The 15,155-nt window shown below is 70.4% G+C and carries 15 protein-coding genes; 10 read left to right on the plus strand and 5 right to left on the minus strand.

The window, feature by feature from the left end; all coding sequences use genetic code 11:
- Positions 1 to 5 precede the first annotated feature (5 nt).
- Together EP757_RS35045 and EP757_RS35050 are read right to left on the minus strand one after the other, a co-directional pair.
- Positions 6 to 971, minus strand: coding sequence for a LacI family DNA-binding transcriptional regulator (locus EP757_RS35045; RefSeq protein WP_127552670.1), 966 nt, complete (start codon positions 969 to 971; stop codon positions 6 to 8).
- 136 nt (positions 972 to 1,107) lie between these two features.
- Positions 1,108 to 2,016, minus strand: a complete 909-nt coding sequence (locus EP757_RS35050) for a hypothetical protein (RefSeq protein ID WP_127552671.1) — start codon at positions 2,014 to 2,016, stop codon at positions 1,108 to 1,110.
- A 202-nt stretch (positions 2,017 to 2,218) separates the two neighbouring features.
- On the opposite strand from EP757_RS35050, the gene EP757_RS35055 reads away from it, so the two are divergent.
- From EP757_RS35055 to EP757_RS35070, 4 genes are all read left to right on the plus strand, one after another.
- A complete protein-coding gene (locus tag EP757_RS35055; RefSeq protein WP_127552672.1) occupies positions 2,219 to 2,674 on the plus strand; it encodes a lamin tail domain-containing protein in 456 nt (151 codons plus the stop codon).
- A 45-nt stretch (positions 2,675 to 2,719) separates the two neighbouring features.
- Positions 2,720 to 3,106, plus strand: a complete 387-nt coding sequence (locus EP757_RS35060; RefSeq protein ID WP_127552673.1) for a hypothetical protein — start codon at positions 2,720 to 2,722, stop codon at positions 3,104 to 3,106.
- Positions 3,107 to 3,174: 68 nt separating this feature from the next.
- On the plus strand, positions 3,175 to 3,456 hold the full coding sequence (locus EP757_RS35065; protein ID WP_127552674.1) for a hypothetical protein: 282 nt from the start codon (positions 3,175 to 3,177) through the stop codon (positions 3,454 to 3,456).
- Complete coding sequence (locus EP757_RS35070; RefSeq protein ID WP_127552675.1) at positions 3,456 to 4,607, plus strand: hypothetical protein; 1,152 nt, start codon at positions 3,456 to 3,458, stop codon at positions 4,605 to 4,607. Before EP757_RS35065 ends, EP757_RS35070 begins: the two co-directional genes overlap by 1 nt.
- Positions 4,608 to 4,677: 70 nt before the next feature.
- On the opposite strand, the gene EP757_RS35075 is transcribed toward EP757_RS35070, so the two are convergent.
- Positions 4,678 to 5,088 (minus strand): hypothetical protein, encoded by a 411-nt coding sequence (locus EP757_RS35075; RefSeq protein ID WP_127552676.1) that lies wholly within the window; start codon positions 5,086 to 5,088, stop codon positions 4,678 to 4,680.
- A 41-nt stretch (positions 5,089 to 5,129) separates the two neighbouring features.
- The gene (locus tag EP757_RS35080) at positions 5,130 to 5,678 is read right to left on the minus strand and encodes a TetR/AcrR family transcriptional regulator (protein ID WP_127552677.1); all 549 of its coding nucleotides are present in this window, start codon (positions 5,676 to 5,678) and stop codon (positions 5,130 to 5,132) included.
- A 65-nt stretch (positions 5,679 to 5,743) separates the two neighbouring features.
- Between EP757_RS35080 and EP757_RS35085 the strand changes: the two genes are divergently transcribed.
- The 4 genes from EP757_RS35085 to EP757_RS35100 are packed head-to-tail and all read left to right on the plus strand — an operon-like array spanning position 5,744 to position 11,054.
- Entirely contained in the window at positions 5,744 to 7,177 is a 1,434-nt protein-coding gene (locus tag EP757_RS35085) for an MFS transporter (RefSeq protein WP_127552678.1), read from the plus strand.
- A gap of 57 nt (positions 7,178 to 7,234) precedes the next feature.
- Positions 7,235 to 7,801: a hypothetical protein gene (locus EP757_RS35090; RefSeq protein WP_127552679.1), complete on the plus strand. Its 567-nt coding sequence runs from the start codon at positions 7,235 to 7,237 to the stop codon at positions 7,799 to 7,801.
- 28 nt (positions 7,802 to 7,829) lie between these two features.
- On the plus strand, positions 7,830 to 9,674 hold the full coding sequence (locus EP757_RS35095) for an alkyl/aryl-sulfatase (RefSeq protein ID WP_127552680.1): 1,845 nt from the start codon (positions 7,830 to 7,832) through the stop codon (positions 9,672 to 9,674).
- A gap of 18 nt (positions 9,675 to 9,692) precedes the next feature.
- Positions 9,693 to 11,054, plus strand: a complete 1,362-nt coding sequence (locus tag EP757_RS35100) for a glutamate decarboxylase (protein WP_370457877.1) — start codon at positions 9,693 to 9,695, stop codon at positions 11,052 to 11,054.
- Positions 11,055 to 11,123: 69 nt separating this feature from the next.
- Here the strand turns inward: EP757_RS35100 and EP757_RS35105 are convergent, their stop codons facing one another.
- Entirely contained in the window at positions 11,124 to 14,177 is a 3,054-nt protein-coding gene (locus tag EP757_RS35105) for a discoidin domain-containing protein (protein WP_232050161.1), read from the minus strand.
- A gap of 185 nt (positions 14,178 to 14,362) precedes the next feature.
- Between EP757_RS35105 and EP757_RS35110 the strand changes: the two genes are divergently transcribed.
- Together EP757_RS35110 and EP757_RS35115 are read left to right on the plus strand one after the other, a co-directional pair.
- Entirely contained in the window at positions 14,363 to 14,830 is a 468-nt protein-coding gene (locus tag EP757_RS35110; protein WP_127552682.1) for a hypothetical protein, read from the plus strand.
- Entirely contained in the window at positions 14,830 to 15,150 is a 321-nt protein-coding gene (locus EP757_RS35115; protein WP_127552683.1) for a transcriptional regulator, read from the plus strand. The genes EP757_RS35110 and EP757_RS35115 overlap by 1 nt, the downstream gene beginning before the upstream one ends.
- Positions 15,151 to 15,155 lie beyond the last annotated feature (5 nt).

Raw genomic sequence — 15,155 nt, forward strand, 5'->3', positions numbered from 1 at the left:
GGAGGTCACCCTCCGGCCAGTCCTGACGACGCCCGGACGACGAGTCCCGTCGGGAGGGTGACCTCACGCTCCCTCACCGTCGACGCCGGCTTGCCCGCTCGCAGCAGGACCTCCAGCGCGGCGGCGCCCGCCCGGCCCTTCGGCACCGCGACGGTGGTCAGCGGCGGATGGCTCATCGCGGCCAGGCTGATGTCGTCGTAGCCCACCACGCTGATCTGATCGGGAACGGACACGCCCCGAGCGGCGAGGCGGTGCAGCAGGCCCATCGCGACCAGATCGTTGTACGCCAGGACCGCCGTGGCCGGACTGGCCAGCACCAGATCGCCCGCGAGCACGCCGCCCTCGAACGTCGGCGCCACCGAGCCGAACCGCAGAATCTCGTACTCCCCCAGCGCGGACAGTCTCTGGTGCCCGGCCCACGACTCGTCCGGCCCGGCCAGGAACGCGATCTGCCGATGCCCGAGCGCCCGCAGGTGGTCGATCGCCTGACGGGTGCCCGCGGCGATGTCGGCCGAGATCGACAGCATGCCCGGAACCTGCCGATGCACCAGAACCGTGGTGTCCGGGTCGGCGGCCTCCAGCAGCTCGGCGTCGGTGGCCCGCGGCGAGCACAGCAGCACCCCGTCGGTGTTGCGGCCCAGCATGGCGAGCGCCTCCAGCTCGGCCGACACGTCCTCGTCGGTGTCGGTGATGAACACGCCGCAGTCGACCGCCCGCGCCCGGGCCGTCACACCCTTGGCGACATCGGCGAAGAACGGGTTACGCAGATCGGGGACGATCAGGCCGTAGTTCCCGGTACGCCCGGTGATCAGCCCTCGGGCCGTCCGGTTGGGCCGGTAACCCAGCCGCTCCGCCGCGGCGATCACGGTCGCCCTGGTCGCCGGGCTGACACTCCCACCGGTGAGCGCCCGCGACACGGTCGACACCGACACCCCCGCCGCGTCCGCGACGTCGTGCACGGTTGTGCGCACCGAGCTCTCCCTCACCAGCGCCGTACGTATCGGCCGCCAGCATATCGGGAGGTGAGCCCCATTGACACAACCTGGAAATTCTCTGCATACGTTCCCACCCGCCGTCCCGGCAGCGGCGGATCACATGGTCAGCGCGTCAATCGACGGCCGGATCGCTGAGGGCGGGGCGGGCGATGATCGCTGCGGTGAGGGCCACTGCCAGCAGGACGGCGCCGAGCCAGGTGCAGCCGTAGCCCCAGGTGACGCTCAGACCCCAGAACGGCTGGTGGGTCGGCTCGGTCAATGACGACTCGGCGGCGAAGGCGACCACTCCCATGAGCGTCGCCGGGAGCAGGAGGACCAGGGATGCCACCAGCGCGCTGATACTGGTGGCACGGGCGGCGCCACCCGCCGACCGGGTACGGGTGTTCGCCCAGCCGAGGACCAGCCACGCCAGCAGCCCGCCACCGATCCAGGCCGCCAGGCCGGTCGCGGTGAGCCACCACGGCGGCTGCCGGGTCAGCTCGGCCGACGTCCAGAACTGGCCGGCCGGAGTGTCGAGCGGATTCGCCGCCGCCTCCAGATCCAGGTAGAGGCCGTCCTTCGAGGCCACGAGCCGGTGGCCGGTCACGTCCATCGTGTCGGTCGCGACGTCGATCGCGCCGGTCGGCGAGATGTCGTGCACCTTCCAGCCGGCGCCGGTCAGCCGCCGCGCGGTCTCCGCGGTCCACGCCTGGTACGCGCCGGGGACGTACATGGCGACCGGGGAGAAGTCGTAGCGGGCGTACTCGAAGTCCTCGTCGTGGCCGCCGAGCCCACCCCGTCCCATCACGTCGAACAGCACGCCGTCAGCGGACAGCTCACCCTCGACCGGCCAGCCGGGATAGACCGCCTCGGTGATCTCGGCGAGCCGCTCCCCCGACGGGTAGGCCGGGACCGCCTCCCAGGCTGCCCGGGTGGTCACCGCCGCCGCGAAGAAACCACAGGTCAACGCCGTCAGCAGGACTGCCGCCCGATACGCCCAGGAGTGGCCGCCGCGGGGTTCCGGCGAGGGCTTCGGCCACACGGAGCTGTCGACGTACAGGGCATGGTCTTGATCTTTAATGATCGAAATCCTCCTCCGGTCAGCCGGATGGCATCGGTCGACGGCGTGATTCTGACAGCCGAACGGGCCGGTGGAAATGCCCTGACGCTCGACCGCGGGTGCGTGCCCTCCAGCGCGAAGCTCGACAGGATGCTGTCTCCACCGAATTTCGAGGAGACGCTTCATGCGCAGACTGCTCGGCACCGTTGCCGCGATCGCCATCACCCTCGGCGGGACCCTCGCCGCGGCGAGCCCGGCCCAGGCGGCGCCCGCGCTGCGGTTCCACAGCGCACAGTACGACTCACCGGGCAAGGACACACGCAGCAACAAGTCCCGCAACGCGGAGTGGATCGCACTGGTCAACACCGGCAAGAAGGCCGTCAGCCTCAAGGGCTGGTCGATCAAGGAGAAGGGCGGCCGGGTCTACACGTTCGGCGCCGTCAGCATCCCCGGCAAGGGCGGCAAGATCTACCTGCACACCGGGAACGGCACCGACACCAAGACCCACGTGTACTGGAACAGCGGCAACTACATCTGGAACAACACCGGCGACAAGGCGACCCTCCGCAAGCCGAATAAGAAGACGCAGGACACCTGCTCCTGGGGCAACAAGAAGGGTCGTACGAAGGTAGCCTGCTGATCTTCCCGGTTGCCCTCGCCGCACGATGCGCCCGATCATCGGCGGGTGGGAATCGATCTCGAACTGGCTGACTGTGCCGCCGCCGGGTACCGCCTGGCGGTGTGCCGTCAAGCCGGACCCGTGTGCGCGCACGATCCGGACTGCGGGCAGGAGTACGCACGTCTCGTCGACGCGGCCGGTGAGCAGCGAGAGTTCCGGTACCGCCGGTTCGCCGACATCAACGAGACGATGCGGCTGCACGGAATGGCCGTCTTCACGCTCGACTCGAACGACCGCCGGCTGATCACCACGCGGCAGATCGACGAGGTGCTGGCCGCGTACGCGCTCGTGCCCTCCGCAACGAGAGCCGCGCTGGAATCCGATCCCAAGTGGGCGGCATGGCTCGACTGGCTGGCCCTGTCCCGGCGACACGGCGGCTTCGAGGCCGAATAGCTCTCGCGTTGAACCGTTCGCCCTCCCGCCGTGTATGCCTGGGCAACCGCACGGTGGGAGGGACCATCATGGCTGATCGCCTGACAGTCGACCTGGTACTGCTCGAATCCATCTCCGACCGGCTCCGCCGCTCCGGGACGTCGCTGCGGGCCACCGGTACCGGGGGCCCGCGGCGCGTCGACGCCGGCGAGGCCACCCCGATCTTCGCCGAACTCCTCGCCCGGCTCTCCCAGAGCTCGGCCGGCCTCGCCGCCGGACTGACCGAGGCTGGCCTGCGCGTCGCTGACGCGGGTCAGACGTACGCCTCGGAGGACTCCACTGCCGGACAGAGGATCAGCGGGGTGTTGTGATGCCGATCGAAACCCGTCTCGACGGTGACCCCGGCCAGATCTACTCGGCGGCCGGATGGCTCCAGGATCAGCTCGGCTTCGAAGTGCGGTCGAGCATCGAGACGCTACGTTCCACCGGCGCCGACGCGTCCGGCGGCTGGAGCGGCTCCGGCGGCATGGCCTTCAGCGGCCGCATGTCCCGCGCCGCCGCCCTGGCCGACACTCTGCACGGCGAGATCACGTCGACGGCCGGGACCTTCAACGAGTACGCCGACCAGCTCGCGTCCGCCCAGAGCCGGATGGCATCGGCCCGGGAGACGGCCGCGGCCGGCGGGCTCCCGGTCTCCGGCACGGTGATCCTGGAACCGGTGAACCCGTCGGCGCCCGACTATCCGCGGCAGGTGGCCGCCTACCAGTCCGCGGCCGGCCAGGTATCCGGCGCCCGGGCGTCGATGACCGCGGCTGTGCAATCTCTCCGCGCCCGCCAGTCATCGGCCGGCGGCGTCCCGCTCATCCGCTCCACCGACGTGGTCCGGTCGGGCGGCGCTGCGAAAACGAACGGTGCCGGTGGCTCTGTCGGAGGAGCTGCCGGCGGCATGGCTGCCGGACTCAGCGGCGCAGGCAGCGGAACCGGAGCCGCGGTTACCACGGGCGCCGATGGAATCGCCGGCGGGTTGAGTGCGGCCGGAGCCGGTGGTGAGGCCGACGCGGCGATCAAGCCCAACGGCGACGGCGTGATCAAGCCGAATGATGGGGCTCAGGCCGAGATCCGGGATGCCCGTCGGAACGATGATGCGGCGGTCGCTGCACCGAGCAAGCCGGCCGAAGGGGATTCCGGGCAAGCCGCTCCGAACAAACCGGCCGAGGGCGCTGATCAGGGAACCCGCACCGACACCAACGGCGCGGTCGGCGAGCGCGACGGATCAGGCACGGCCAACGGCACCATCAACGACCACGCCGCCACCGCACCGAACAAACCGACCGAAGACACCGACCACGGAACCCGCACCGACACCAACGACACCATCCGCGAACACGACGGATCAGGCACGGCCGACGGGACCGTCGACGACCACGCAGCCACGGAGGCGAACAAGCCCGCTGGCGGTGACGCGGCCGGTGGGCGGGTGCAGGAGAGGGAAGCGGACCGGGCCCGGCTCGCTGAGCGGTGACAGATGACAGATGACAGGCGGCCGCCGCGTCGGCGGCCGCCTGTTCTCGGTGTGGTCACGGGAGGCGGGGCTAGAAGTTGACGACCTGAGCGGTGGCTCGGACCTGGTGCACCAGATAGGACTGAAGGGCGCCGGCCGGCCCCGGAGTGCCCACGAAGGCCTGGGAGCGGTCGAAGGTCTCCACCACGAAGGTGGAGAACTCCGCGGTCTCGCCCATCGGGAGGCGGACCAGGGGAAGGACCACGGTCAGGGTACGGACGAACGCGTCCTCCGCCCGTTCCAAGGTCACGGTCACCAGCGAGCCCCCGCCCGGAGTGGGCACCCGCGTGATGTCGTCGTCCTCGAAGTTCAGATTCAGGGTGGCGTCTCGGTAGGACAGCAGCGGCACCCCCTTGATGCTCGAGCTCGCAAAGTTGATCTGCATCGGCCCGAGGATGTCGAAGAGATTGGCGTCGCTGAGGGTCCTCTTCTCGGTTGGCATGCCGTCAGGCTGCGACCGGAGAAGAGGTCAAGTCCATAGGCCTAACGGGGGCGGATGCCGTCCAGCGCCATGTGCAGGACCCGGTCCCGCTGGGCCTCGTCGACGAAGGCCGCTGACGTCAGGCCGGAGACCAGGCGCAACACGTCGTCGAAGCTGGTGTCGGGGCGGACCTCGCCGGCCTCCTGGGCGCGGATCATGAGGGGTTCGCCGGCTGTATACATCACGACACGGCAGGACCGGAACATCTCCGAGTCCCTGTTCAGGACGTCGATGATGGCGCGCTTCGTCACGGCGTACGCCACAAATCGCTGGAGCCAGGCCTGCAACGCCTCCCATGGTGGGAGGGCCGCGGCGGCCTCGGCGGCCTCGGCGAGCTGGTTGATCTCCTCGACGTACACCGCTTCGAAGAGGTCCTGCCGGGTCGGGAAGTTGCGGTAGAGCGTGCCGATGCCGACGCCGGCGCGCTTGGCGATCTCTTCGAGGGAGCCGTCGGCGCCGCGCTCACCGAACACGTCGCGGGCGGCGGCGAGCAGCGCGTCGAAGTTGCGCCGGGCGTCGGCGCGCTGGGGACGGCGCAGGGCGATCGTCATCGAGAGCCACCTCACATCCCGGAAAACCGATAGAACCGGAGGCATGCCTCCGTTAATGTGGAGGCATGCCTCGACTTTACCAGCCATCCCCCCGCGTGACCTTCGCGGTGCTGGCCGCGGCGGCTGCCGCGTTCTCACTGATGCAGTCACTGGTGACCCCGGTGCTGCCGACGATCCAGCAGGACCTGCACACCAGCACCGCCTCGGTCACCTGGGTGCTCACCGCCTGGCTGCTCGCCGCGTCGGTGGCCACGCCGCTGATGGGCCGCATCGCCGACACCATCGGCAAGGACCGCACGCTGCTGGTCGCGCTCGCCGCCATCGCCGTCGGCTGCCTGCTGGCCGCGCTCGCCCCGAACGTCGGCGTGCTGATCACCGCCCGGGTGATCCAGGGACTCGGCGGCGCGGTCTTCCCGATCTCGTTCGGCATCCTGCGCGACGAGTTCCCGCCGGCCCGGCTGGCGTCGGCGCTCGGCGTGCTCTCCGCCGTGATCGCGACCGGCAGCGGCATCGGCATCGTGCTGGCCGGCCCGATCGTCGGCGTGCTCGACTGGCGCTGGCTGTTCTGGATCCCGATGGCCGTCGTCACCGTCGTGACCGTGGTCGCCTGGCGGGTCATCCCGGCATCGCCGCGGCACGGCCAGGGCCGGATCAACTGGATCTCCGCCACGCTGCTGGCCGGTTGGCTCGTCGCCCTGCTGCTGCCGCTGTCGATGGGTAGGTCATGGGGGTGGGGCTCCGCCCGTACGATCGCGCTGTTCGCCCTGGCACTCGTCCTTGTCGCCGGATGGCTGGTCGCTGAACTGCGCGCGAAGGAACCGCTGATCGACATGCGGATGATGCGCCTGCCCGCCGTCTGGACCACCAACCTAGCCGCCCTGCTCTTCGGCGCCGCGATGTTCGGTGTGTTCGCCTTCCTGCCGCAGCTGCTGCAGGTGCCGGCGTCGACCGGCTACGGGTTCGGCATGAGCGTCACCGGCGCCGGCCTGCTGATGCTGCCGCTCATGGTGGCGATGGCGGTCTTCGGCTCGGTCAGCGGACCGCTCACGCGCTGGGTCAGCAACAAGGCGCAGCTGCTCTGGGGTTCCGCGATGGGCACGATCGCCTGTCTCTCGCTCGCCCTCGCGCACGACGAGAAGTGGATGGTCGCGCTCGCGGCCGGAGTGTTCGGTATCGGTCTCGGCCTCATCTACTCCTCGATGATCAACTTGATCGTGCGGAGCGTCCCGGCGCATCAGACCGGCGCCGCGAGCGGCATGAACACCAATATTCGTACGATCGGAGCATCGCTCGGAACGGCTCTCGTCAGCACGGTCGTCACCGGTCACACCGGCCCGGGCGGTCTGCCTGCCGAATCCGGATACACCCAGGCCTTCCTCCTGCTGGCCGTCGCCAGCGCGGCGGCGTTCGCCGTCGCCCTGCTGGTGCCGTCGGGACGCCGCAAGCCGGCCACCCGGCAGCCGGAGGTGCTCCCGGAGCTCTCCCCGGTCGAGGTCTGAGACGTCATCCGCGTCGGGGGATGCGAGGGTCCCCCGGCTGCGGATTCGATGTCCGGCATGGCATGGTGCTTCGCGATCGGCTCGCTCTTCTTCCTGGTCGGCCCCCTGGACGTGTACGCCGACCTGGTCGGTCCCACGGCCGACGCGGTCACCTTCTTCATCGGCTCGATCTTCTTCACCGCCGGCGGCTTCCTGCAGATCCGGAACTCGCGGAGCCGCGGCGAGCGGTGGGCCGCGGTCATCCAGTCGTTCGGCACGCTCTACTTCAACTTCTCGACGGCCCGGGCCATCGTGGTGACCACCTCCGACTCGGCGTACGACCACGTGGTCTGGCGGCCCGACCTGTTCGGATCGATCTGCTTCCTGATCTCCGGCGTGATCGGGCTGGCGGCGGCCGGCTGGCGCGGCTGGCAGCCGTACGTCAACCTGCTCGGCTGCGTGTTCTTCATGATCTCCGCGCTCGCCTCGTTCGTGTGGCCGTCGGACAGCACCGAGGTCAGCGGCACGGTCGCCGGTGTCAACACCTCCCTCGGCGCCGCCTGCTTCCTGATCTGCGCACTGGCGGGCCTGCGCACCTCAGGTTCATCCGGCAGGAGTGATGCGGCAGCAGGTGCTTCCCGGTGAGGGTTCCGGGGACGACACGGGAGGTTCGATGTCCAAGCCCGCCGCAGCGACCATCGAGACGCAGCACGAACACCTCGCCAAATCACTGCCGTTCCATGATCGGCAGGACTTCGCCGATGCGCGCCGCGGTCTGATCGCCGCTCCGGACCGGGTGCTGATCACCGGATCCGGCGACGAGCCGGTCTGGGACACCGGCACCTACGGGTTCCTCGCCGGCGAGGCCCCGGCCACCGTGAACCCGAGCCTGTGGCGCCAGTCCCAGCTCACCGCGGTGCACGGGCTGTTCGAGGTCGTGCCCGGCATCTATCAGGTGCGCGGCTACGACCTCTCCAACATCACCTTCATCGAGGGTACGGCCGGAGTGGTCGTGATCGACCCGCTGATCTCGGCGGAGACCGCTGCCGCGGCCCTGGCGCTCTACCGCGAGCACCGTGGCGACCGGCCGGTCACCGGTCTGCTCTACACGCACTCGCACGTGGACCACTTCGGCGGCGCCCGCGGCGTGCTCCCCGGCGACCTCGCGGACGGCGTTCCGGTCATCGCGCCGTCCGGGTTCGTCGAGCACACGGTCAGCGAGAACGTCTACGCCGGACCGGCGATGGCGCGGCGGGCCGCCTACATGTACGGCGCGGCTCTCCCCCGCGGGCCGCAGGGGCAGGTCGGAGCGGGTCTGGGCCAGACCACCTCGACCGGCACGGTGACGCTGATCCCGCCGACCACGTTCGTTGAGCGGACCGGCGAGGAGCTGACCGTCGACGGCGTACGGATGATCTTCCAGATGGCGCCGGGCAGCGAGGCGCCCTCGGAGATGCACTTCTACCTGCCCGATCACCGGGCGTTCTGCGCGGCCGAGAACGCGACCCACAACCTGCACAACATCCTGACGCTGCGCGGCGCCGAGGTACGCGACCCGCGCGCGTGGGCCGGATACCTCTCCGAGGCGATCGAGCTGTTCGGCGGCGACCTGGAGGTGGTGTTCGCGTCGCACCACTGGCCGACCTGGGGACGGCAGCGGGCCGTCGAGTTCCTGGGCCGGCAGCGGGACGTGTACGCGTACCTGCACGACCAGACCGTGCGCATGCTGAACGCCGGGCTGACCGGGCCGGAGATCGCCGAGGCCTTCCAGCTGCCGCCGGCGCTCGAGCAGACCTGGCACGCCCGCGGCTACTACGGCTCGTTCAGCCACAACGTCAAGGCGGTCTACCAGCGCTACCTCGGCTGGTACGACGGGAACCCGGCCCGGCTGTGGCCGCACCCGCCGGTCGAGGCCGCCCGCCGGTACGTCGACTTCATGGGCGGCGCCGACGTCGTGGTGGCGCGCGCCCGCCCCTACTTCGACGGCGGCGACTTCCGCTGGGTGGCCGAGGTGCTCAACCACGTGGTCTTCGCCGAACCCGATCACGCCGAGGCCCGGGCGCTGCTGGCCGACACGTACGAGCAGCTCGGCTACGGCTCGGAGAACGGCACCTGGCGCTGCGTCTACCTGACCGGCGCGTACGAGCTGCGGCACGGCAGCGTCGGCACCCCGGCGACGGCGGCGTCCGCTGACCTGGTCGCGGCGCTCACCCCGGAGCAGCTGTTCGACTCGTTCGCGATCCGGGTGAACGGCCCGCGTTGCTGGGACGACGTGGCCACCGTCGACGTCGACGTCACCGACCTCGGCGTCGTCTACCGGCTGACCCTCCGCAACGGAGTGCTGACCCACACGCGCGCCCCGCAGGCCGAGCCGGCCGCCGCGACCATCCGGGTGACCAGCGCCGAACTGCCCGGTCTGGGCCCGGCGACGCCGATCGAGGGTGACCCGGGCGCGCTGCGGACGCTGCTCGGCGCTCTCGACGCGCCCGACATCGACTTCGCCATCGTCACACCCTGACATTGGAGACGGACAATGCTGAAACGGACCAGGAACTCGTCGGAGACGCTCTCGATCGCGCCGCGGTTCGAGGTGCCGGACGGCTCGATCCCCCGGCTCGAGTTGCCGGCCGGTGAGCTGCCACCGGACACGGCGTACCAGATCGTGCACGACGAGCTGATGCTCGACGGCAACGCCCGGCTCAACGCCGCCACGTTCGTCACCACGTGGATGGAGCCGCAGGCCGACCGGCTGATGGCCGAGTGCTTCGACAAGAACATGATCGACAAGGACGAGTACCCGCAGACCGCGGAGATCGAGTCCCGCTGCGTGCACATCCTGAGCCGGCTCTGGAACGCACCCGAGGCGAACGAGGCGACCGGCTGCTCGACGACCGGGTCGAGCGAGGCCGCGATGCTGGGCGGCCTCGCCCTCAAACGGCGGTGGCAGCACCGCGGCGGCACCGGCAAGCCGAACATCGTCATGGGCATCAACGTGCAGGTGTGCTGGGAGAAGTTCGCCAACTACTGGGACGTGGAGATGCGGCTCGTCCCGATGGAGGGCGACCGGCTGCACCTGGACGCCGCGTCGGCGGTGGCGCTCTGCGACGAGAACACCATCGGTGTCGTGGCGATCCTCGGGTCCACGTTCGACGGTTCCTACGAGCCGGTCGCCGAGATCTGCGCGGCGCTCGACGCCTACCAGGAGCGCACCGGCATCGACATCCCGGTGCACGTCGACGGCGCGTCCGGGGCGTTCGTCGCGCCGTTCCTCGACCCCGAGCTGCAGTGGGACTTCCGGCTGCCCCGGGTCTCCTCGATCAACGTGTCCGGGCACAAGTACGGCCTGGTCTACCCTGGTGTCGGCTGGATCGTGTGGCGCGACGCCGCGGCATTGCCCGAGGATCTGATCTTCTGGGTGAACTACCTCGGCGACGACATGCCGACCTTCGCGCTGAACTTCTCCCGGCCCGGCGCCCAGGTGGTCGCGCAGTACTACAACTTCCTGCGGCTCGGCGTCGCCGGCTACACCCGGGTGCAGGGGTACTCGCGGGAGGTCGCCACCCGGCTGTCCGCCAAGATCGAGGACCTCGGGCCGTTCGAGCTGATCACCCGCGGCGACGAGCTGCCGGTCTTCGCCTTCAAGCTGCGCGACGACATCACGAACTACACGGTGTTCGACGTCTCCGAGGCGTTGCGGGCGCGCGGGTGGCAGGTTCCGGCGTACACCTTCCCCGCGAATCGCACCGACATCGCGGCGCTGCGCATCGTGGTCCGGCGCGGCTTCACCCACGATCTCGCCGACCTGCTCCTCGACGACCTGCGCCGGCATCTGGCCACCTTGGAGAAGCAACCGGCGCCCACCCACGACGCGGCGTCGGCGGCGGGCTTCCACCACTGAGCCAGCCGCCGGGTGCTGCGGCCTCGCCGCAGCGCAAGCGATCCGCCCGGCCTTCGCCGGGACAGGCCGCTAACGCCCGGCGATCCTGATCTCCGAGATGCTCGTCCACGGCTTGCCGGTCGCCTCGGACAGCGCTCGCAACCGCACGTAGCGGGCGGTCCGCGCGCTGAAGCAGGCGTTCTGCTCACCGATCACGTTCGGCCACGTGCCGCTCGCCGCCGGCGTGCCCCAGTTGACCGCGTCGGTCGACGTGTACACCTCGTAGCGGGCGATCCGGCCGTTCACCGAGTTCTGCCGGGGACGCTGGTAGAGGCAGCTCACCGACACGTTCCGGCCCAGGTCGAGCTGGATCTCGTGCGGGTGCGCCGGGTCGGGATCGCCGGACCACCTGGTGTGCCAGTACGTCGCCAGGTTGTTGTCGAGCACGTTCGTCGCGCGCCCGTTCTCGCCCGTCGTCTCCTGACTGTCGACGTACCGCACCGTGTAGGCGATGCGGGGCAGCCTCGGATAGACGGCGACGCCCAGCTCGGCGACGGTCGTCCACGGCTGGCCGGTCACCTCGGAGAGCGCCCGCAGCCGGATGTAGCGGGCGCTCTTCGGCGCGATGGTGACCGTCTGCTCGCCGGCGTTGTCGGCGAACGTCCCCGTCGCGACGGCGGTACCCCAGGTGGTGCCGTCGAGCGACAGGTAGACCTCGTAGCGGCCGATCCGCCCGTTCGCCACGTCCTGGCGGCCCTTGTAGAACAGGCCGGTCACGTCGTAGATGCCGCGCAGGTCCAGCTGGATCTCGTGCGGATGCTTCGGGTCGGCGGCCCGCCACTGGGTGTGCCAGTAGGTGGCCGGGTTGCCGTCGAGCACCCGGCTGCCCGGGCTCTCCGGCTCCTGCGAGTCGACCCGGCGCACGGTCATCTGCGACGGGAGCAGCCGCTGCCGCACGAACGTCGCCGTGTACGTCCGGTTCGTGGTCGGCGCGACCACGGTGTGTGTCTGGCCGCCGCCGTCGGACCAGGCGGCGAAGACATACGGCACACCGCCCGCCGTCTGCGGCGTCACGCCGCTGACCGAGTTCGCCGAACCCTGGATGACCCGCCGGGTGAACGGTGTCGTCAGGGCGGCGCCGCCGAACGCGATCCGTGTCCCGGACGGGTTGCCGGTGAACGTCAGGTCCACGGTCCGGGGGTCGAGCCGCCGCGTCGTGGTCGACGACAGGCCGCCCGCGTCGGTGGCGGTCAGCACCAGCTCCAGATAGGACGGATATTCGTGGTCGGGCGCCGGGAAGGACGCGCCGGCCACGCCGTTCCACTCCTGCGCGGTGTGGATGTGGCAGTTGTCGGCCGTGTAGCAGTGATATTGCAGCAACCGCCAGCGCAGCGCCGACGCGGGCAGGGTGCCCTGGTTCGGGTCGGTGGCGCCGCCGGTGAAGGTGATCGTCTGCCCGACCGCGAAGGTGGTGCCGGCGCCCGGTGTGGCGATGGCCGCCGCCGGTGGGCTGTTACCGGCCTGGATCTGCACGGTCTGGGTGTCCGCGGCGCCGAGCGAGTCGACGACCCGCAACCGGGCGGTGAACGGGCCGCCGCCGGTGCCGTAGGTATGGGTGGCCGTCGCGGTCCGCGCGTCGACGGTCCCGTCGTCGGTGAAGTCCCACTCGTACTTCAGCAGTCCCGCGTCCGCCTCGTCCGGGTCGCTGGACCGGCTCGCGTCGAAGTTCACCGTGAGCGGCGCCTCACCGGTGGTCGGTGACGCTTCGAGGACCGCGTTCGGCGGCTGGTTGCCGGCGAAGTACCGGATGCGGCGGACCGTGCCGGCGGCGTCGGCGTAGTAGAGCTCGCCGCCCGGCCCGATCGCCAGGTCGACCGGGTTGGCGGCGGCCGAGACGAAGGTGAGCCGTCTGGTCGCGTCCGGCATGCCGCCCGCCGTGGACGGCAGCATCGCCCAGATGCAGTCACGAGTGTAGTCGGAGAAGAAGAGCGCGCCCCGGTACTGCGCCGGGTAGTCGCCGCCGGCCGTCGGGTAGAACGCCATCCCGGAGGTGCTGGACCCGCCGGTCGGGCAGGTCTCGCCGGAGACGACCTGGCCGGAGTGCTGGTAGGCGTAGTGCGGCGCGGTCTGCCCGCCCGCCGTGTAGAGGCTCTCGCACAGGTCCAGGTTGGCGCTGTCGTACCCGCCCTGGCGCGCGGTGCCCTCGAAACACGGCCAGCCCAGGTTGCGGACCGTGCTGACGTCCGGCAGCCGGTTCACCTCCTCCCAGGTGTTCCAGCCGACGTCGCCGGCCCACACCTCGCCGGTGCCGGGCCGCAGCGCGAAGCGGAACGGGTTGCGCATCCCGTACGCCACGATGCGCTGCGTGTTCGGGTCGGGCGAGCCGATCCCCGGGTTGCCGGGAGCCGCCGCGCCGGTCATCGGGTCGAGCCGCAGGATCGCGCCGTCCAGCCCGGCCGGGTCGGCGGCGGTCCGCACGTCCTGCGACCGCAGCGCGCCGCCCTGACCGGCCGGGTCGCCGCACGGGTTCGCCGGATCGCCGAGCTGCCCGTAGTCGACGGCGCTGTAGCTGGCACCGTCGCCGGCGCTGAGGTAGAGCATGCCGTCCGGCCCGAAGTGCAGGTCGCCGATGGAGTGCGACGGGTACTGCTGGCACCAGTCGTGCAGCAGCACCGTCTCGTCGCCGGTCATCGTGTCGCCGTCCGCGACCAGGCGGGACAGCCGGGCGGTCACGACGCAGCGGCCGGCGTTCGCGCCGCCGACGCCGGTGCAGTCGTCGTTCCACACCGGCGCGGTCCGCCCTGGCGGGGCGTCGTAGGTGTAGAGCACGTAGACGTACGGCACCGTGGGGAAACTCGGATGCAGGGCGAGTCCGAGCAGGCCGCGGTCGCCCTGGTTGTGCACGTTGACGCCGAGATCCGCGAAGATCGTCGGTGTGGTGTCGGCGATCGAGTCGAACACCTTGATCCGCCCGGCCTTCTCGGCCACGAAGATCCGGCCGTCCGGGGCGAACTCGATGTTCATCGGCAGGTTGAGCCCGGAGAAGACGATCTGCTCCCGGAAGCCGGCCGGCAGCACCGCGGCCTGCGCCGGAACGCCGCCGACGACGCCCAGCAGGGCGGCGACCAGCATGGAAACGACCACAGTGGATATCACACGCCGAACACCCATGGCCGGCCTCCCCCCGCTTGCGGGCGATGACAACATGACCGGCCGTCGATCAGTTGGTTTCGGTGAGGTTTCTTGCTCATGACGCGAAAAGGAGACTTTCCTTAGTGGAAAGTGGCTGCTACTTTCCTGGCAGGAAAGTACGTTCCGAGGAGGAAGACATGAGCATTCCGCCGGTCGACGCCGAGCTCGCCCTCGCCGAGATCCACGCCCGCCGCGCCCAGGTCGTCGACACCAATCTGGTCCCGGTCTGGTTCTGGCGCGCCATCGCCGCCCTGATGATCGCCTTCATCGCCGCCGTCGAGACCGGCGTGACCTGGATCGTCGCGACCGGCACGATCGCCTATGCGCTCGGTCTCACCGCCCTGATCATCGCGGTGGTCCGGCACGCCCGCGTCCAGGTCCGCACCGGCCTGATCGGCGTCCGTGGCGGCCTCGCCATCGCCGTGTTCACCCTGACGCTCGTCGCGATCGGCATCGGTCTCGGCTTCGGCCTGGAAGCCCTCGGCGTACCGTTCCCCGCTACGCTGGCCGGCATCCCGGTCGCCCTCGGCCTGGCCCTCGGAGGACCCCGCTTGATGGCCCACCTGCGCCGCGTCATGCTCGCCCGCCCGCTGGCCGGTTCGTGATGGCCCAGTTCGTGACGGCTCAGTTCGACGATCTGATCCACGCGCCCACGCGCCTGTCCCTGGTCAGCCTCCTGGCCGCCACCGACTGGGCCGACTTCCGCTTCCTGCGCGACAGCGCCGGGCTGTCCGATTCCGCCCTTTCCAAGCAGCTGACGACCTTGGAGGAGGCCGGTTACGTGGAGATCCGCAAGAGCTTCGTCGGCAAGCGTCCGCGCACGTCAGCCCGCTTGACACCGCAGGGCCACACGGCGTTCGCCGGCCATGTCGCGGCCCTCCAGGAGATCGTCGCCCGCGCCGGCCTGGCGGTCCTTCCCCCATGATTTCC

The sequence above is a fragment of the Actinoplanes sp. OR16 genome (assembly GCF_004001265.1).
In the GTDB taxonomy this organism is placed as follows: domain Bacteria; phylum Actinomycetota; class Actinomycetes; order Mycobacteriales; family Micromonosporaceae; genus Actinoplanes.